The following is a 19,160-nucleotide window of genomic DNA, read 5'->3' on the forward strand; positions in this document are numbered from 1 at the left end:
ACATAGCTACGGCTATGCTCCCTCCGTTGTGCCTCGCATAGCACCTGCCCAAGTAGCCAGAAATATATGATTCCATATGGCCAGCTACTTACCTGGCCTGTGAATAGGGTGTGCAACAGCCCGTTTTGAGCAGGTGACTCAATTATTGATCACTTGTTGACAAAACTTATCCAATAAATCGGGATTTAAAACAATTTTTAATTTTTCACGTGTATCAGTAAGGCTGACTGTTGGGAGTGGGTTAAGCCAATCGTGTAACAAGGCGGAATTGGATTTACTCATATTTGTTACAAATGTTTTCAGATCATCATCTGCTAAATTATCAATCAAAATTTTCCAGTCAGGTGCAATAATGAGGTCAGGGCTATCTAAATCGAAACTCTGTCTACTGACATTGAAAAAATATTGGAACTGGAATGAATCACCGCTTTTCAGAATTCCAAAGGCAATCCGCGTATCTTGCCAGTCAGAAGTATCCGAATCACCATTATAAAATGAGTAAACTGTTTCTACTTCTGGCTCAGTGTCTGGCTTCAGTAAATGCTCCTTCAAATCTAAATCTGATGTTATCGGGACGCCCTTAATAACAATATCTTTTAAATCTACGTATTCATTGCAGCTTATATTGTCCTCGTCCTTTGCCTCTTGGGGTTTCAGTAATAACATCAGTGAATTTTTATATTTTATCAATTCGGAAAATTCTGTAAGAGTATGGTTTTTTTTCAATAAGTCGGTAATTTCATTAATAAACTCAACGGGGAATTTTCCATTTTTTTCAACAACTTTGCCAGTGTTTGCAATCAATGCAGGGGTAGCCTTCAGGTGGCTGACGGCTTCATCAGATGAAAAAGTATCAACGTTTTCAAATCTGAAGGTGTAATTATCCTGATCAGCTTCAGTTGAAACTCCACCTACTTGAGACAAATGAGTGTCAGCCGGGGTTGGGGATATATCTACACAAAAGGGGCCAAAATCGACTTGCCCGCTTTCAGTATCTTGAGAGTGTGCACTGAAACCATTGCCAGAATCAGGGCGGAGGTTTATTTTATCGAAATTCATCACAATTATCCTGAGAATTTATTATCAATATGAAAATATGTTGTTGATTTAGTTTCATTTGGTTAACTACTTATCACTTAAATTGACAAGATGTCGGGTAGGAAAGTTCAAATTCTGGGTCTAATAAATGTTAGACATAAGATAAAGAGTAATTTTTTGGCAGGCAGGAGAAGGAAAAGCTTTTCTTGCAGAAGTGGTAGAGGGTAACCAGCTTTATCGGGATATTCTTTTTTCCCGGTTGGAGCCCCGATGCATGGATGGAGTTTTCAGATGACGGCTCTTTTCAGGAGAAAGTTCTTACTGAAATAACAGCACAATTTACTGAAAAAACCGGCTTATGCTGCCGGTTGGTAAATAATGGTTTCCTGTAGCCTGGTTTCAAAGTCATCCCAGTCCATAGGTGCGCTGCTGATGATTTCCAGGCGGCTATCTGACGTTTCTTTAATCTCTATCACACTGACAATGCCATCCTGCATATTAAAACCTTTCACCCCCTGGTCTGTTTTTGCCACCGCTTTTAAGCGCTGGGCAGTTTGCGCATGAATCAGTGAAAACAGCCGGTCAAATGAAAACGAAGTGCTTTCAGAAAACAGCCAGCCACAGCTGAAATGATGCTGGCCTGTGTTTTCCTTGCGGAGAAAAAGCTGGCCTTCAGGTAGCTTGAGAACCATGGCTTCCGTGGTCTGGAGCTGATCAGGACTTTTCTGATGTGCATGGTGGGCTTTGGGGTTAACCGCCACACGATCACGGTGAGGAAGGTCCAGCCACTCTACGGAAAGTGCCCCCTGCTTTACCCAGGCCGTTTCTGGTTTTGGCAACGGTAGCTGGTCTGCAAACTGCTCAAAACGCCTACGGTCAGTTTCGCAGGATAAGTCAGTTTTGTTGGCTACCAGAACATCGGCCAGATGAATCTGATCCCGAAAATTGTCATTCTCAAGGTATCGGGTATCTTCAAGGTTGCGCGGATCCACAAGGCAGATACTGGCTTCCAGGCTCAGAATCTCACGGTAATACTCTCCTTGCAGTGTGTTAATAATTTCCTGGGGATGGCCCAACCCGGTGGGCTCAATCAGCAGCCGGTCCGGTTTGCTGCGGGCGATCAGCATATTAAGGCCAATCTGCATGGGGAGCCCGGCCACGCAGCACATACAGCCACCGGGCACTTCTCGCACGAATACATCATTACGTGCCGAAGAGCCCTGTAACAGGGCACCATCAATACCGACTTCGCCAAACTCATTGACCAGCACAGCCCAGGTTTCGTTTTCGGGCTTCTGCCTGAGTAAGTGCAGAATGGCGGTGGTTTTACCGGAGCCCAGGAAACCGGTGATCAAATTGGCAGGAATTTTTTTCTGCATTGTATTAACAGCCTTGCAATTTTCTGGAACTGGAACTTGAAATAGTATCGTGAATTATAAATGTAAGTGAATAAATTGGTGGTGATGTCTGCACGTTGGCTTTTTGCACTTATTGTATTACTCCAGCCTTTCATTTTTACAGGAAGTGCTATCTTGGTTGCTCAGAAGCTTATTGATCAGCCTGGCGTTTCTGATCATGGGTTCCTGAAAACCAAAACAGGGCTTCTAACAATGATTAACACCGGTGTGAAATCTGGAAGTTGTTGTCTAAGGCATCGCTCACCATGCTTGAATGGTGAGTGGAAGGACACTGGAGGGGCTTTCGGACGGACAATAAGATTAAAGACAGATGCAGAAGCACATATTGCTAAAGAGAAAGAGATCGAGGTGCAAAGTGATATAGAAACAGAGCTTTTTTCAAAGAAAATCATCTATAGAACCTTTGACAGACTAAATGGACAAAGAATAAAACCCGCTTTTCGAGACAAACTGGATGAATTTAAAAAAGATCTTCATGTTTTTGATGATAATCTGGCCGATCTTGTGGGGAGTAAGCTCCGGCCCTTCCGAATTACGATGATACCAAGCGAAGATAATGGTAAAAAATACAAAGAGGCGATGAAGGCTGCTGTTGATGCTGTTATTGCTGATATTCGAGGCACCTATGAAGAGTGGGTCGTTGAAGGCCTCGAAACGATATCCTCCGATATTGATGAGTTAGATTCTTATTTCTTTTCACTCATGCTGCAACGAATAGATGAGGGGTGGCAGAACCTGCCAGATGAGGATAGTTTTTTTGTCAATCCTGAGCTGATTGCCAAGTATCCGGAAAAATATCAGATACAGCGTATGGGAATGCAAGTAAGCCAATGGTTGTTTGGCGTAGGGATCGTTGCTGCAAGCTCATACACCCCTGGGGCTAGAGGGGTTATGCAGATGGATAAAGGAGATACCAGCAGCCTTTTTGGTTGGCTGATAAGTACAGCAATGAACCGGTACAATATCAGTCAGGATGAAGCTATTGCAAGAATTCTATCTCAGCCGGAATTCGTCACGTCGTTAAATGATGGGCATGAGCCTAAATTCGACGGATCGATTCTGGGAAATTTTGAAGGAGGTGGAAAAGTCCTTTATATGTCAGCAATAGCATTAGCAAATCGGTTTCATCTTAGTGAATATGCGGGTATGGCAACGGCCATGTTTTTAGCAAGAGTTAAAAGAGCTGTTTGCTCCCTGCCTGAATGTTTTTCTCAGGTTTTTTATCGTCATGTTGGTCGATAAAATAATTCGTCAGTTTATTCAAGGTTCGAGACCTGAAACCGGGACGTTCACATCGCATACAATTCATTAATAAAGTTTTTTGTGAACAAACCTGCCGCAATGCATTGGCGAATAAATGGTGTCAGTGGTTTTAAAGATTGGCTAAATAGCTGTGAAAGTTCCAGAAAATTCTGGCTCTCCCGAACTGGGGCAAGACCAAATTGTTCCCTTAGATAAGGTAGACTTTGACAGGCTGTAAATGTGTCATCGAAGCTTATTTGAGCGTGAAGTGCACATATAACTTTATTTACATTCTCCTGTGATTTTGGGTAGTAGCAGTCTTTCCCCGACCAGGAGGGTTCATAATGTTTCTCTTGCCATTGGTCCCATAGCCAGTCATCGGGTTTATTAGGGTTTCTTGCAGCGGTACTGACCTGCAGACGGTTCGGTTCAGGCAGTTGAAAACGTTTTATAAGATGATCAATCAGTGGACTGACAATCTGGTCTGCTTGACATTTATTCTGCTCAGCGGCTTGTAAAACAAGAGTAACAACATTCTGTTTAACGGTTGTTAATGACTTATTAAATGTCGCACTTTCCTCTGCCATTCCTGCCATGGCAGCATGGCCAGTGGGAGGGTCAGTCGATTGCATGGTATAAACAGTTTTATTATCTCCTATTGGATCAAGCATAAAAAAACCTTTTTGTTGAGACGTAGATAAGTAGCTAACCATATGAAATCATATATTTCTGACTCCTTGTTCAGGCACTCTGCTTCGTTACAACTCCGGTCACATAGCTACGGCTATGCTCCCTCCGTTGTGCCTCACATAGCACCTGCCCAAGTAGCCAGAAATATATGATTCCATATGGCCAGCTACTTATTGCTGTTCATGGGGGCTGAATAACTTAATCACTCTGCACAGACAAAGAACTTATGCTGTCAACGTTTAGTCTGTTTAATCCGCCAATAGTTCCCTTCGTAACCAAATGAAATATACGACTGCAGTGATGCATCCACTCTGTTGCGACGGCAACATCTTCAATTGCGGAGGCGTTTTTTTTTATTTACAGAACGATCTTTTCTTTATCCTGTCTACATGATTGTTAATCCAGTTAGCTTTCTTATTTTCAGATGAGCAGCTTTTTATACTCCAGGCTGTTTTGTACGGGACCGAACTGTGCAGAGACTGAGTTATAACCAACTCGTGGACAGGGCGCTTATCGACCGGGGCGATACAGTAAGCGCGACTGCCGAAGCGCATTTTTTTGCGGGCAGGAAAGTCAGCGTTGATCATGATGTCGTTCGGTCAATGTGCCTGGCAAACCAACACTGGTCGTTTAATGATCAGGCCAAAACACTGCTGGACGTTGCTGTTAACAGCAACTTCTCTCCAGCACTTGATGATAAAACCGGAATAAGAAGGTTTAACCTGTGGTTCTGGGGTGATTGTTGTCCGTTAGAAGATATAAAACCACCCTACATCTGTACCTGCAGGAAAGTGCATCAACTCTATCCAAGGCAGAAGGTGGGCGGTACCCTGATTGAAAACGAGCGCAGGGTTGTTAAAGTCGGCCCGACGGATACGCCCGCCAGCCTCAACCCCGGGGCGCTGCTGGCACTGGGCGCATGCCACCTGATTGAGTCAGAAAGGTTGCTGAAAATGCATGAGCAGCACCTGGAAAAGGCACCGGCTGATACCTCATCATCACTGCTGGAAAAGGCCAGCAGCAAACGCAAGAAGGCTTATAGGCATTGGGCGGCTGCCAGCATACTGGATGCCGGGCAAACCCGGAACCAGTTAAGATCCTGGTTGATACAGTACGCTTTAAACAACGGCGCAATCAGCCAGGCCAGTGATGTAGAGAAAATAAAACAGTTTCGCTCTGGTCAGCAGGAACGGCTGTCGGATCAATGGTTCAAACTACTCATCGACAGTGGTCTGTATCCCAACACCGAACCTTTGGCATCTCCCTTTGCCATAGCGCAACGGCTGGCTGACATAGCCCGTCAATCCACAGTAATCAATAATCTTTACCCTTACTCAGCCTGTGATTCGCCGGTTTTGCTGTTTTCCAGATATGAATTTCTGCTTTGGCACCTGCGTGATAAACCCGGTTATCTTCCTGAGCCAGACGATGAACACGGACTGCTATACAAGGCATTACATACTGCTATTGCTTATGACTACGCCCGCACGACTCATCAGTTAACAGCAATAAACCTGGGTGTGTCAGACGATGCATTTGCCGACCAGCAAAGCTCTACCCCAGCCAGTAAAGCCGCCAGTATCGTTACCCAGAGAGCCGATGTTGCATGGTTTAAGGATGTGGAAATGACCACTCAAACCGCTCAGGCAGTGTTTGTCAGAAACGAAAAAGAGGGCCAGGCTGCTTCCTCTGCTACCTGGGTTAAGGGCGAGACACCGTTTCCAAAACCGTTTCCGGAACCTGAGGACCTGGTGACGGCATTCGCTTATATTTTCAACGTCATGACCTACCCCAAACCTAATGACAAAACCCGCATTTACAACATGCCCCGGCATCGCCAGAAAGTGATGGAGGCTTTTCAACTGCTGAAACAGGCCGTGGGCAGCGAACCGCCCTTACCGGATAGTCTCCATGGTTACGCCTGTTTTCTAATGGGCTGGCTCCATGAGCAGCAATTAATTAACCATCCATCACCGGAGAAGGCGGCGACATGGTATGAACAAGCCGCCAGCCGGGGAAAATTCATTCCATTAAATCTTCGGGCCGGTGACCTGTTTGCAGAAATCGGCGACTACTGCAATGCCTGTCGATGTTATGAGCAGATGGATCAGCAACTGCAAACGCTGGTGGATCCCCCCGACGAGGACCCGGCAACGGAGGACTGCGGTTATCTCAGCCCGTCATTTCAGGATTATTTGCGGTCAAAAATTGAATATGTCCGAATCAAGGCAAAAGATACGCGCTACCTGCGTCGCCTGACACCAGAGGATATTCAGCAATACATCAACGGAGAGAAAGATAACCGTCACGGAACACGTCAGCGGAAAAATTCCCCGACCGAGCACCAGGGGCGTGAACCTGCCAGCAATCAACCGCAGTGCCCGGCAAGGCACCTTCAGCCAGCGGATGGCAGTGCGCTGTTTCAGGATAAGGGCGTGGATAATGATACCTGCAATGCCGACTGCAACATCGCTGCACCTGCAGCCGATCAAGCCCCGGGCAGCCCCGGTGCCCCAACGAAGCAACCACTGGTTCAGCAGGACAGGGCCCAACCACCGCTCCTGAAAGACGCTGACCCTGTTGCCAATAAAGAGCGCAGGGCAGACCTGCCCGGTTTTGTCAGGAATCGACTGACAAGTCAATGGGATCGTTCGGTACACAGCCTGTTACAGCAGTTTTTCAACCGGAAAAAACAATTGATTCACACCCATGAAGAGCAGATCGCCTGGCTCAGCCCAAAGCTGGACAAAATCCGCAGAAAGCACGGCAGCGAAGTCTTGATGGAACACCTGGCATGGGAACATATTAATGCAGCAGAGCAGCCATTGTTTGAGGATGTTGGGCATGGGCAAAAAAATGCTTGCAACTCGTGCGCTGCGCATCTGAACCAGGCTCGCGATCTGCTGTTGCAGAGCATCATCCGAAAAACAGGTATTCAATACCAGCAGCTACCGGATCCGGAAAACTTTGAGGTGGATGTATTGAGCATTGCTGAACGGGTCACCCCGAGCCTGACCCCCATTGAAATCACCGAATGGCTATTCGGTATTGTCTGTCAGGCCAGAAGTCTCGGGCATGTTTTCAGTACGTTCAAGCTGCTGTACCCCGGAAGTGAGCATATCGCCTCCCTCAACCGTGGCTGGTTCTCATTAAAGCGCCTCTACCGGACACCCTGAGGCTCCGGGTTATATTGATGGTGAAAGCGACCTGAACTTAACCGTTATCAGATAGTCAGAAGAGCAGTCAGCTATCCACTCTGTCCAGGCCCTCACACCCATGCAACCGATCCCCCGCCAGCGTCCAACATCTTCGTCCAACACGCATACCGCTGCCCGAGAAGCTGTCCGTAGCAGTTACATGAGCAGAAGCGTCTCGACGGTACCGGCCAGCCCAGTGGTATACCCGGGTAACAAGACCCGGGGATGCACCCTGTCTGATTACCGGATCTGCCAGTTCACTCAAGGTGCCATTCAGCTCGGCAATAGCCTGATACGCAATCTGGCAGGTTTTGCCTTTCAGCAAATAATGGATTCACCGGAGATTGGTCTCGTCTGTCCGGGGTTAAAAGAGAGCCTGGTGGTGCTGTCTGCATTACCTGCGCTGGTCACGGCTAATCAGGGATGTCTCGATAGAGAAGTGCCGTGCAGCAACGATGAATGCATCCAGAAAAATCGGGTGTGTGACGGCACATTCGATTGCTTTGATAAGTCAGACGAAGGGGCACATTGCTCCGAAAGGCTGAGCCAATGCTATGAGAATATTCAGGATAACTTTATTTGCAACAATGCCATACAGTGTATTCCTATCAATTTGACCTGTGACTCACTGTACGATTGCGCGGATGCTTCTGATGAAGCCGTGGCTTTGTGTGACTCTGTACCCCCGCACCCCGTGCGGCCAATGCCCTTTTTTTTCGCGATGTTTGGAGGGCTGTGCTGTGCTTTGTTAGTGAGCAAATACTGTAGAGCTGTTTATCTGAGCGTTAAGGCTTTGCGGACCACCAATCCTGAAGCTTCAACCTGTCGTCTTTTACAAATGGCCTCAGTAAAGCCGTTTTATTACCGATTTCCTCACCAGCCTGTTACGATTGATACACGCCAGGATGATATTACGCCACCAGCCCCAGAGCGCCCTGCACAACGGCCGGAAGCACAGCGGGCGGTCCACCCGCAGGCAATGCATTTGCCCACCTCCAACCAGCAGGCAACTGAATTGCTTACCTACCAGCAGGCAATTGAGCTGCCTACCTACCAGCAGGCAATTGAGTCATCTACCTACCAGCAGGGAGCTGAGCTACCTACCTACCAGCAGGCAATTGAGTTATCTACCTGCCAGCAGGCAACTGAGTTACCTACCTACCGGCAGGCAACCCGGAGGCTCCCAACTTATGCAGAGGCCATTGCCGAGACTTTGGTTTGAACGACGGGAAAACCATGCCATACCAATGTGGGCAGGCTTGGGAAAGGCAGTAAACCGTAGCGTATGGAATGCAATATATTTCTCTGACGTTTTTGCAACTTTAAACCAGTGACATGAACTCCAGTTGATTTCAGCCGATGAGGAAATACAGGAATCAAAAGTTGATCAAAAATCACAGGATATAAACATGCCACCAGGGATTGAAGGCCAAAGACCGGTTGGGGGTAATACCTCAAGCAGTGAAGGTGGTGCAGTAGAGCCGACGGAAGAAAACAGCAACGCCACATACCGGGGGGCACGGGTTTCCAGGGTGAGTGAAGTCGCTAAAAAGAGTCAGGTATCTCAAGATGAATTGAGTGAAAAAAATGACACGCTGATTGAACATAGAGAGATCAAAAAACAAGACAGCAGCACTGGCGCGTCAGGTCCTTATAGTTCTGCCAGAATGCGCAGACGGGCAAAGCAACGTGAGGCAGAAGAGGGTATGAAAAAATACCTCTCTGCTGCGGATAGCCAACATCAAGACAGGAAGATAAGCGAAGAACTCAACGAGGCTGCTGAGGATTCGGGTATCAGTGAGGATGAAAGTATTGATAGCCCGCCTCACTCTCCCAAAGCCAGCAATCGAGAGCGAGAGTACGATAGTGGTATTGAGGATGACGCAAGCTCGTTGAGTGGTCTGGCCATTCAAGCGATAGAGCCTGGTCCCATAGCCGAAACCGGGGTGCATGCTCCAGATCTGCAACAAGAGCGCCCACTACCGGCACGAACTGAAAGTACCAGCCCCCTGAAAAAGGTATCTAAAAAAAGGAAGCGGCAAAGGCAAAAAACGGGCATTGATAAAGGCAGTGCCAATCAACGGGTGAACTCTGACCCCGGTGTGCAAACCTCCAGGCTGCCAAATCATGATGCGTTGCTTGCTGGCTGTCAGCGCCAGGCTAAATCAGTAGAAAAACTTGATGAAAATAAAGGCAAAAGGGAAAGTGAGCATTTAGAAGAGCTTGGCAGGCTTGAGGCGGTGTATGCTGAAAATACCCATAATGATGACCGTGGAATTGAACATTATCTGTTGAGTGGCAAGGCTGCCATGGGGATTTCAAGGGGAAAAAAGAGACTGCAACAGGAACTGAAACAAAAATCCCGAAAAGAAGGCGTGGAGTCGGTAAAGCTGGGAGCGGGTAAGATTTTTCAGGAAATAGTAGACCGGGCTATTCACCAGAAAAGACCGCTTCACCCGGTACGACGAAAGCAAAAAACACCGGAAAAGGAACCTGTAAAAGATATTGTAATGGATCCTGTCATGGCAAAGGTTGAAGGAGATTTCAACGGTACTGATGAACTGGTGAAAAGCCTTGAGTCTGAATTGTCGTTATCCACCGCCAGCCAATATGCTGCCGCAAAAAAATTATTTGTGGAACAACTGGATAGGGCTCAGTGGGCAAAGGAGGCTATGGAGGAAACCCACTCTTTACAGAAGCAGATCCAGACATTAAAGGCCACTTTGTTTGAGGAACTGAATATTCTTGGGCATAACGGCAGTGAGCCAATGGTTGATCCATACATTAACGACAGTGCCTATGTGTCTGCCCTTGAAGCAGCCGTTGAAACAATAGGTATGGGGCCTTCTGCAGCACGGGAGCATCTGGAAAAACACCCTGCACTGCAAAAACATCTGGAAAAAGCGGGTTATCAGGAAGATCGGGATTCTTCAGAATACCTGGAGCATCTGTACAAGCTGGATGATATGGAGCATCTCAGTGACAGGGAATATCTGCAAACGCTGAAATACCTGAAAGATCCACAATATGTGTACGGTTTCCGTAAAGAATTAAGGGTTGAATGGCTGGCAAAACATCTCTCACAAACATTTCGACGTTATTCAGATGCAACAAAATGGCATCTGGACTTCAAAACAAATATGAGGGGCTTGCTGGATACGCTCAATTCCCGGGAGCAGAATGTTGGTAACAAGCTTAAAGATGCGGCAGAGCATTATGAACAGCGCTGTAAGCATTTAAAGGAAAACAGAGAGCATTTAGATAAAGTGATGAAAGCTTACGAGGAAAATGGTAGCGATGGTGTTGATATACTCAAGCACAGAAAAGTGTTAACCAGGGCCAAAGCGCTCAAAGAATTGATGAAGCCGGTACATGATCAGATCAGGCTGGTCACCAGCTATGACGACCCGGAGATGCAATGTGCCTATCTGCTGAAGCAGTGTAATGACCTGGATAAACAACATGCCTCTGTTCAGAAATCGATTCAGGAATGCCAGAAAAAGCTTGATAAAGCTGAAAGTAAAAATAAAGGCAAAAGTAAAAGCAAACCTCTCGATGATGTTCAGAATAAAATGAATGACCTGAAAAGAGAGTCTGCTGACATTGTCAGGCAATCTGATGAACGAAAACAGGAGTATATGGATTTTAATAAAGCGTTAAACAGTTATTATAAAATTCAATTCGATATGGATATTAAGCTGGTTAACCAATATTCAGATCCCAAAAGGCAGTGTGCCGATATGAAGGTGCAATATACCGCTAAGGATAAGCAGTATGTCTCTGTTCAAAAATCCATTAAAAAGTGCCAGGGGAAGCTTGATAAAGCCACAAACAAAGGCGGTGATCTGGAGGGTATTCAGAATGAGATGGATAATCTTGAGCGTCAGTCTGCTGAACTTGAAACCGAGTCTGCTGATTTGAAAAGCAAGCATGCAGCACTTAGTCAAGCGTTAAAAAGATTGGATACCATTCAAATGGGTTTGAATAATGAAGAGTCATTGGATTTGAACAAAGAGGAACAATTGGGCATGGATGGTGAATAATCACTCACTAACCGCTGCCCGCAAAAGCACAAGTGGTTCTGGCTTTTCGGGCAGCGGGTAGCGTCGTCTGTAGAAATGTAGAAGTAACCTGGAGTTGCGGTGACATGATCACCATGAGGTGCGCTGATCCGCGTTGCCGACAAGCAGTTCAAACTGACACCCATTGGCCGTACTGACCCTATTTTCCTGCATTTTTGCCATCCAACCTGCACCGGTCAGGAACAGCAGGGTATCAATACCTCCCGGGATCTATCCATTGCATCCATAATGATGTGAACTTAACTGTGATCTGATGGTCTTTGATAAGCACTGAGTATTCCTCCCCAAGCAGGTCCTTACACCCATGCTACCGATTTCCTGCCAGCTTCCATTATCCCCGTCTACACCACAGACCATTGCCCGTGGTACTGTTTGTTGCAGTCGCAGTCGCAGTCGCAAGAGTAGAACCGCTGATGGCAGAACCATCTCGAAGGTACCTGCCAGTCCATTGGTATATCCGGGCAACAAGACCCTGATATCTACCCTGTCCGATTACCGGGTCTGCCAGCTCGCTAAAGGTGCCATGCAGGTCGGCAACAGCCTGATGCGCAGTGTGGCGGGTTTTGCTTTTCAGCAAGTAATGGAGTCACCGGAGATTGGTCTCGTCTGTCCGGGATTAAAAGAGAGCCTGGTGGTTCTGTTGGCATTGCCGACACTGGTCTCGGGTTATCCTCAGAAGAAATGTGAAGATGGAAAAGTGTGGTGCGATTCTACTGAGGCTTGTCATCGTGGTAAGAGGTGTGACGGCATCGAAGATTGTAATCCCCCATATGATGAAGTTGATTGTACCAGGTTAAGCCAATGTGAAGTGAAGGATGACTTTCTTTGCCCAAGCCGTATGAAATGTGTCCCCTCTAATAAGATGTGTGACTCAGTTGACGATTGCGGCGATTGGTCGGATGAATACTACTGGAGGTGTGGGGATAAGTACACCCCGCAGGCAACTGAAACCTCACCACCCACTGTGCTGACACCTGAAAGCAGCACTGGGGACACATCGTTACCAGCGTACGATAGATACTTGCACGCGTCTCCCTTATTTGTGGTGCTTGGTATATGCTGCGCATCCGCAGCTACTTTTTACTGTATTTCCGTTTATCGAAGCGTTAAGGCGTTGCGGTCTACCAACCCTGAAGCCTCAACCCGTCAGCTTATACAAATGGCCATAAGACAGCTGCATAATTTCAGGCATCAACACCAGCCTGTTCCGATTGATGCCCACGAGGATGCCATTGTGCCACCAGCCAGCCCGGGGCATCCTGGCCAATCGTCGGAAGCTCAGCAGGCCTCCTGCCAGCAGGCAACGGAGTTACCTACGCAGACAAACCGGTTGCCTACCTATCAGCAGGCAACCGGGTTACCTGCCTACCAGCAGATAATCCGGGAGGCCCCCCCAACCTATGAAGAGGCCATCGCCGAGACCAGGGGCTGACCGGTGGGGGAAAACCATGCCATACAAAGTGGGGAGTCCGGGGGAAGTCTGCAAAGCAGCTTTTGATCTGTCTTTTGCGGCAATCTCGGGACCGTGTGAACGAGATGTTTGTGTATGCATAACAGATCTTGGCTGCACTATAGTCTGGGTGCTACATAGTGAGGACTTATTCCCGTGCTGGCAATCACTTCCATAATATCCTCATTCTGGTAAACCCCGCATTGCAGCAGCAATGTTTTGAATCCCATGGCATTGCCTCCCAGAATATCGGTATAAAGGGTATCCCCGACCATCAGGGCTCTGGATGGATCGGTAATCTGATGTTGCTTGATAGCCATTGAAAAAATGACAGGATCGGGCTTGCCGAACAGCACAGGTTTTGCCTTTTGAATGGTTTGCTCTACCAGGTCAGCGATAAAGTAGCCCGGTGTTGCGGTGACATGGTCACCATGGGGGGCACCGATGTCCGGGTTGCCGACCAGCAGTTCAAACTGACGTCCATTGGCCGTAGTGACCATGTTTTCCTGCATTTTTGCCGTCCAGCCTGCACCGGTCAGGAACAGCAGGGTAGCAATATTTTCCGGAATCTCGCCATTACAGCCATTCAGCCGGACCATGCCTTCCAGCAGGTGGTTGGAAGGGTGCTCCAACGGTGCAATGACGCCAACACGGTTACGGTTCGTGAGCCCTTGCAGGTACTGTTCAGTGATATCAAGACTGGTCAGTACTTCATCTGCGGTGAAATCAAACCCCCGGGATTGGTACTTTTCTGCGGCAACGGATCGGTTGGTCAGGGTGTCGTTGGAGACAACGCAGAATGGGATATTGTTTGCCCGGAGCTGCTGAATGGCCTCAGCGGCACCAGCAATAGGCGAGCTGCCCCGGCAGAGGACGCCGTAGGAGTCCAGCAGGATCAGGTCAAATTGCGCCATGATATCTGCCAGTCCATCAATAAACACCGGGGCAGACTGCGGGTTGGCAATGGCTGGATACCAGTCAGGATGACGGGCGTATATCTCGTTCAAAGAGTCGGGAGAAAGAACAATCATGGAGCGTTGCCTGATGCTGAAAATGAACGTCACTCAATGCATCTGATTATATCAGATGTCCGACAGGTAAATATCTATAAAGCATTTCATACGTTAGCCCCGGACAAGCAGGATATTTTTTTTGTGCTAATTTGAAATTTTCTTTCTTTAGCCCTTGAGGTGTTTGGTTGTGAGGCTGAATTGCATTGTTAAAGCCCTTTGTTTCCTGTTGCTTGCCGTCTCGATATATGGCAATGCGGCCGGTCCGTTAATGACGCATTCTTTGCCGGTTTTTTCAGAAGATCAGGGCGTCAGGGATTCGATCATCAAAATCTATACCTCATTCAACCAATATGACCACCAGAATCCATGGAGCAACGTTGGCCCAAGGCAGAAATATGGTTCCGGTGCCATTATCCAGCTGCCAGACAGTGGCCAGAGGGTTGTGCTGACCAACAGCCATGTAGTCAGTGCCCATACCTATATTGAAGGCAGGAAAAATGGTCAGACGGACCGTTACAAACTCAGGCCCCTGTGGGTTTCCCACGAGTTGGACCTGGCTTTGCTGGTGCCTTTCCATGACCATGAGAATGCGCTGTTTTTCAGCGGTACCAACCCTATCCCCCTGGGTAAGCTTCCTCCTCTGCAAACGGATTTGATGCTGCTTGGCTATCCCATTGGTGGCGATACAATCAGTGCAACCAAGGGGGTTCTTTCCCGTCTGGAATATCAACCTTACAGTAATTCCGGCTTCTCATTTCTGGCCGGACAAATTGATGCCGCCAGTAACCCGGGCAACAGTGGTGGCCCTGCCGTGGTTAATGGCGAGATCATTGGCGTGTTAATGCAGGGTTACAGTCCTTTCGAAGCCAGTAATATCGCCCATATTGTGCCGGTGAATATCATAAGACACTTTTTACAGGATATTGCTGATGGGCATTACAGTGGGATTCCCAGCCTTGGGATTGAAACGGAAGAGCTTGAAAATGGCTTTTTTAAAACCGTCTATGGGGTGAAAGAAAACAAGGGCGTTCTGGTTCGCCATGTCATACCGGGTTCTGCGGCTGACGGTGTGCTGCAGCCGGATGATGTTATCCTGGAGCTGGACGGGTATGCCGTTGGCCATGATAAAACCATTGTGTTCCGGGGCAGTGAGCGGGTTTCCATGGATTATGTGGTGCACTCACGGCAGGTTGGAGAGGAACTTGGCGTTCGGGTCATTCGTGACAAACAGGTCCTTGATCTGACGGTTACGCTCACTCAGCCGGTCAATAATGATTTGTTGCTCGGCTTTGATGGTCAGTCTGCTCCTTCATACTTTATCTACCAGGGACTGGTGTTTACCAAAGTGACCCGGGAGCTGCTGATGGGGGCTGGCCATGACCTGATTTCCTACGCAGGCCTGACGCCGGTATTGCTCAATAATTTCCGGTTTGCCAATGAAGATGAAGTGGTTGTCATCCTGAAAGTCCTGCCCCATGAGGCCAACCGGGGTTATCACAATATCTTTCTGAGAAGGGTTGACAGTGTTGGCTCGGAAAAAGTCAGAAACCTCAGGCAGCTGGTCAACCTGATCGAATCAACAGAGGAGGATTTTCTGGAACTCAACACCGGCTACAGGGGGCTGGAGAAAATTGTCCTGAATACTCACCTGGCAGATACCGTTAATGGGGAGGTCATGTGGCTTAACGGTATTCAGCATGATCGCTCTAAAAACTTCCGGACAAAAAATGCAGTGCTGCAGGTGGTAATACCTGCAAAAGTGAGTAAGTCATGAATGTTTAACATTTTATCGACTGCCTGAATGATTCAGCTGTTTCAGTATATCAGTACACATTTTGGTCAGCCCATTCATTAACGATATCAGTGGAAATGTTGAGAAATCGGCTCCAAAGATTAACTGGCCATAAATATCATAAAAATTCGCGTGACGTGTGCAGGCATAAGCGTCATAAGGGTAGAGCGCTTTACTGAGGTGCTGCTGATCGTTTATGTGGTTCATATAGCAGTCAGTGGGGTCATACTCGTCCAGAGGGAGTTGGGCAAACCCGGGTGCATCCGGCTGCAATGCGGTCCAGTAGAGAATTTCCTGCGCGACCCGGACAAGCCAGGCCTGATACTCGTTATCGTCCCGTCCGAGGAGAAACCGCAGGCTGATCGGCGCGGCTGCTGTGGGCATAAGCCCCAGCAGAAACTGGTTGCAGGCCGATTCAACAAATGCGGCTGTTTCGTTAAGTGCCTGAGGGTTTTTGTAGTGATAACCGGCAAAGCCCTGACGTAAGCGTGACCTTACCAGTACCGCCGACACAATGATTTCGCAAATACTGTTAGCCAGGGCAATGCGTTGTGAGACCTTGGGCATGTAACAGGTTTCAAGCGTGTCTTTCTGTCGTAAACAGCTGTGGATATGGCCAAAGCGTTCATAATCACCCAGGTCACGCATGCCACAGTGACCGAAATCAATCTTTTCGGTGGCCTGAGTGTTCCATGCTGTCAATTTGCCTGCGTGTACGTTGTCAGAGATCAGATTCATGGCCGAATGCAAGGCGACCCAGCCCCGGCCTGCCTCAGTGTTGTGCAGGCACTGCAACATACTGGTCGGTACCAATCCCATGCTGGTCATGTAACCTGCATCGTGACAGGCCCTGAGGATGCCCTGCTCCGGGCGCTGCCAGGGGCAGTCCTCTGCTGTGTCTGGCGAATGGGCATACCGGGCATAGGCGACGGGTGCTGTGTAACAAAAGACATTGATGTATCGCTGGCCATGGCTTTCGGTGATCTCCACCGGGTCATCAAACTGGTTAATCAGGTACTCCAGGTCTTTGCCCAGGGGGAGCCGCATAAAGTCGCGATACTCTGGTAGCACGCTATTAAATTTACCTGCCAGCTCGGGAGTATTGGCGATGACTTGATAAAGCAGGCCCTCCCTGGCCAGTGTCTCAAGGGGTTCCCCGGCTCTCTGGAATTTAAAATAGATGGCCTGGCCACCGGCTTGCAGACATTGCATCGTCCGCCCACCGACTATCCGGATTGCTGGGTTGTTTGCCTGGCCAAGTGCTTCGGGGACATCCTTCAGCCCGAACGATGACGGCATATTTTCGGCAATATACCGGTTGATCTGCTCCCCATCAGCGGCATTGGGCAGTGCAAATCCGGTAACCTGGTGAGCGGTAGAAATCAGGGGTATCAAAAATAGATTGGTACATGAGATGGGTAAAGGAGACTGCTGGCAGATCAGTGGTGCCGCCAGGGCCTTGTCTGGAAAGGTATAAGTCGGGGCATCTAATGATTCAATGAAGCTTATTTTGTCTTTCAATGAAATATCGGGACAGGTTAAAAACTTCAACTGAACATCCGTTGGTACATAGGGTAATTGATTAAGCTTGATCAATCTGAATAACAGTCTTTCCTCCTTCGAACATAAAGGTTTAACGATCTCTTTGGTAACGGCTGCCATGAGACAAAGCTCATTGAAACTCAGGTGTTCCAGGGAAACATGTTGGAATGCCGACAGGTTATTTTTTAACGCCGCATCAAGGATTGCCCCTTTTTTAAAGTCGCTGGGTACATATCGCAGCGCTTCGGAAGACAGACTAACGGCCAGGGCATACAGCTCAGACGCCTTATCAGCACCTACCCACTTTGAAAGGTTGTCAGTTGCAGCGAATTTAAGAGGGTTGTCCCTGTACTCTTGGCTGGTAATGACTGATTTGAGGAAATGATCAGTAATATATTGTTCTGGAATATCATACAAGACAAAGTATCCACTGGTACAGGCAGTACGGTATATTTCTGTTCGTTGTGTTTCCGTTAGAAATTTGGGAAGCGTCCCGGATAATTTTCCACCTTTAGCCGCGGCCAGACACATATCGAATGTTTTGACGGCTTCCGGAATGAATTCGAGTGCTCTGGCATTATTATCAACAGCCAGTTGGCATAATTCAGCGGTCTTCAGTTGTTCAGGAACATACTCTAATGCTAATCCATTACGTCGACAGGCTACCTGACAAAGTTCTGCTGTTTTTTTATGGTCCGGGTAAAATTCCAGGGCCCCGGTGTGTTCGATGGCGATGGTTAATAATCGGTCACTGACGGGCTTGTTCTCCGGGTAATAATTCAGCGCAACGTGGGATTTTTTGCAGGCAATTTCAAAGTGTGCATCAGTTCTTGCTGCTTCGGGAATGTATTTAATGGCTCCTTTATAGTTTTCAAGGAGGAAGTCAAAAAAACCATCGTTCAGCCATTGTTTGATTATCTCACCAGGTACATGATCAATGGCATTAAGCTCATCAATGACCAAAGCTCGACACAGTTCGTTGGTTTTCATACTGTCGGGTATGTACTGTATATTCGCATAAGGCGCTGTTACAAATGCCTGTATACACATTTCTGGTGTTAACTTTTCCAGGGGTACTTCACTAAAAAAACAAGGATCATTTTTGATTTTTAAAAAGTAATCTTCACTATCAAGCTGATCCGGACTGACCCCGGGCGGAAACTCCCCGAAGTATTTGATAAATGTTTTATAGTCACTGACCGGCAATGGCTGCTGTTTGTCCGTGGATTCGGCAACTCTTTGCAGCAACGCTTTTAATGCATCACCAAGATTGCCTTGTGGCAGGTCATGGGTGGCACCGGGGCAGGCTTGCACACGAGACCATGACATAGGGGTGGCTGTATTGGCAGAAGGATAAGGTGTTGTGCCGACGGATAAGCCGCCTTCTACACAAGTCCCTGGAGCCTCTTTAACAAGGTGCTTGCACCAGAGTTGACCTGATGAATACCCGAATTGATCCATCTGCTGGGATTGATGTTCCCGAGTTTCCTTCGGGTTTTGATCAATAGGGGGAGATGGGCTCCCTGAAATATTCATTTGCTGACAGCCTTGTAATAATACGCTTTGTGTTTATATGGTATTTAAATAAACTAAGATCTCAAAGTTAGCAAAAAGTTCCAGAAATCATAGTTGCATCAGGAAATAGTGAGTGAAAAACAAGGGGTGAAGCTTTACGGGTAGCAGGGAAGTTCAGCAG

The 19,160-nt window shown here is 47.7% G+C and carries 11 protein-coding genes; 6 read left to right on the top strand and 5 right to left on the bottom strand.

Annotated elements, in window-relative coordinates; all coding sequences use genetic code 11:
- Positions 1-138 precede the first annotated feature (138 nt).
- Positions 139-1,059, bottom strand: coding sequence for a hypothetical protein (locus tag ACO6VE_RS17655; RefSeq protein ID WP_422450334.1), 921 nt, complete (start codon positions 1,057-1,059; stop codon positions 139-141).
- Positions 1,060-1,394: 335 nt separating this feature from the next.
- Positions 1,395-2,417, bottom strand: a complete 1,023-nt coding sequence (locus ACO6VE_RS17660; protein WP_422462598.1) for a CobW family GTP-binding protein — start codon at positions 2,415-2,417, stop codon at positions 1,395-1,397.
- Between the two features lie 66 nt (positions 2,418-2,483).
- Between ACO6VE_RS17660 and ACO6VE_RS17665 the strand changes: the two genes are divergently transcribed.
- Entirely contained in the window at positions 2,484-3,698 is a 1,215-nt protein-coding gene (locus ACO6VE_RS17665; protein ID WP_422450336.1) for a hypothetical protein, read from the top strand.
- 47 nt (positions 3,699-3,745) lie between these two features.
- Here the strand turns inward: ACO6VE_RS17665 and ACO6VE_RS17670 are convergent, their stop codons facing one another.
- Positions 3,746-4,369: a hypothetical protein gene (locus tag ACO6VE_RS17670; protein ID WP_422450337.1), complete on the bottom strand. Its 624-nt coding sequence runs from the start codon at positions 4,367-4,369 to the stop codon at positions 3,746-3,748.
- Positions 4,370-4,858: 489 nt separating this feature from the next.
- Here ACO6VE_RS17670 and ACO6VE_RS17675 point away from each other — a divergent pair, with 489 nt between their 5' ends.
- The 4 genes from ACO6VE_RS17675 to ACO6VE_RS17690 all read left to right on the top strand — a co-directional run bounded on the left by ACO6VE_RS17675 (position 4,859) and on the right by ACO6VE_RS17690 (position 13,099).
- Entirely contained in the window at positions 4,859-7,564 is a 2,706-nt protein-coding gene (locus tag ACO6VE_RS17675) for an SEL1-like repeat protein (protein WP_422450338.1), read from the top strand.
- Between the two features lie 181 nt (positions 7,565-7,745).
- Complete coding sequence (locus tag ACO6VE_RS17680; RefSeq protein WP_422450339.1) at positions 7,746-8,807, top strand: LDL receptor domain-containing protein; 1,062 nt, start codon at positions 7,746-7,748, stop codon at positions 8,805-8,807.
- Positions 8,808-8,994: 187 nt separating this feature from the next.
- Complete coding sequence (locus ACO6VE_RS17685) at positions 8,995-11,628, top strand: hypothetical protein (protein ID WP_422462600.1); 2,634 nt, start codon at positions 8,995-8,997, stop codon at positions 11,626-11,628.
- A gap of 343 nt (positions 11,629-11,971) precedes the next feature.
- Entirely contained in the window at positions 11,972-13,099 is a 1,128-nt protein-coding gene (locus tag ACO6VE_RS17690; RefSeq protein ID WP_422462602.1) for an LDL receptor domain-containing protein, read from the top strand.
- A gap of 137 nt (positions 13,100-13,236) precedes the next feature.
- Here ACO6VE_RS17690 and ACO6VE_RS17695 read toward each other — a convergent pair whose 3' ends face one another.
- Complete coding sequence (locus ACO6VE_RS17695) at positions 13,237-14,148, bottom strand: HAD-IIA family hydrolase (RefSeq protein WP_422462604.1); 912 nt, start codon at positions 14,146-14,148, stop codon at positions 13,237-13,239.
- A 250-nt stretch (positions 14,149-14,398) separates the two neighbouring features.
- Between ACO6VE_RS17695 and ACO6VE_RS17700 the strand changes: the two genes are divergently transcribed.
- Positions 14,399-15,904 (top strand): PDZ domain-containing protein, encoded by a 1,506-nt coding sequence (locus ACO6VE_RS17700; protein WP_422462606.1) that lies wholly within the window; start codon positions 14,399-14,401, stop codon positions 15,902-15,904.
- 12 nt (positions 15,905-15,916) lie between these two features.
- Here the strand turns inward: ACO6VE_RS17700 and ACO6VE_RS17705 are convergent, their stop codons facing one another.
- Positions 15,917-19,000 (bottom strand): DUF4116 domain-containing protein, encoded by a 3,084-nt coding sequence (locus ACO6VE_RS17705; RefSeq protein WP_422462608.1) that lies wholly within the window; start codon positions 18,998-19,000, stop codon positions 15,917-15,919.
- Between the last annotated feature and the right edge of the window lie 160 nt (positions 19,001-19,160).

This window comes from Endozoicomonas sp. ALB115 (assembly GCF_049310245.1).
In the GTDB taxonomy this organism is placed as follows: domain Bacteria; phylum Pseudomonadota; class Gammaproteobacteria; order Pseudomonadales; family Endozoicomonadaceae; genus Endozoicomonas.

Excerpts from the sequence above, each read along its gene's own strand:
- ACO6VE_RS17660 (WP_422462598.1), bottom strand. The coding sequence starts at position 2,417 with ATGCAGAAAAAAATTCCTGCCAATTTGATCACCGGTTTCCTGGGCTCC.
- ACO6VE_RS17690 (WP_422462602.1), top strand. The coding sequence starts at position 11,972 with ATGCTACCGATTTCCTGCCAGCTTCCATTATCCCCGTCTACACCACAG.
- ACO6VE_RS17685 (WP_422462600.1), top strand. The coding sequence starts at position 8,995 with ATGCCACCAGGGATTGAAGGCCAAAGACCGGTTGGGGGTAATACCTCA.
- ACO6VE_RS17700 (WP_422462606.1), top strand. The coding sequence starts at position 14,399 with ATGACGCATTCTTTGCCGGTTTTTTCAGAAGATCAGGGCGTCAGGGAT.
- ACO6VE_RS17655 (WP_422450334.1), bottom strand. The coding sequence starts at position 1,059 with ATGAATTTCGATAAAATAAACCTCCGCCCTGATTCTGGCAATGGTTTC.
- ACO6VE_RS17705 (WP_422462608.1), bottom strand. The coding sequence starts at position 19,000 with ATGAATATTTCAGGGAGCCCATCTCCCCCTATTGATCAAAACCCGAAG.
- ACO6VE_RS17695 (WP_422462604.1), bottom strand. The coding sequence starts at position 14,148 with ATGATTGTTCTTTCTCCCGACTCTTTGAACGAGATATACGCCCGTCAT.
- ACO6VE_RS17680 (WP_422450339.1), top strand. The coding sequence starts at position 7,746 with ATGAGCAGAAGCGTCTCGACGGTACCGGCCAGCCCAGTGGTATACCCG.
- ACO6VE_RS17670 (WP_422450337.1), bottom strand. The coding sequence starts at position 4,369 with ATGCTTGATCCAATAGGAGATAATAAAACTGTTTATACCATGCAATCG.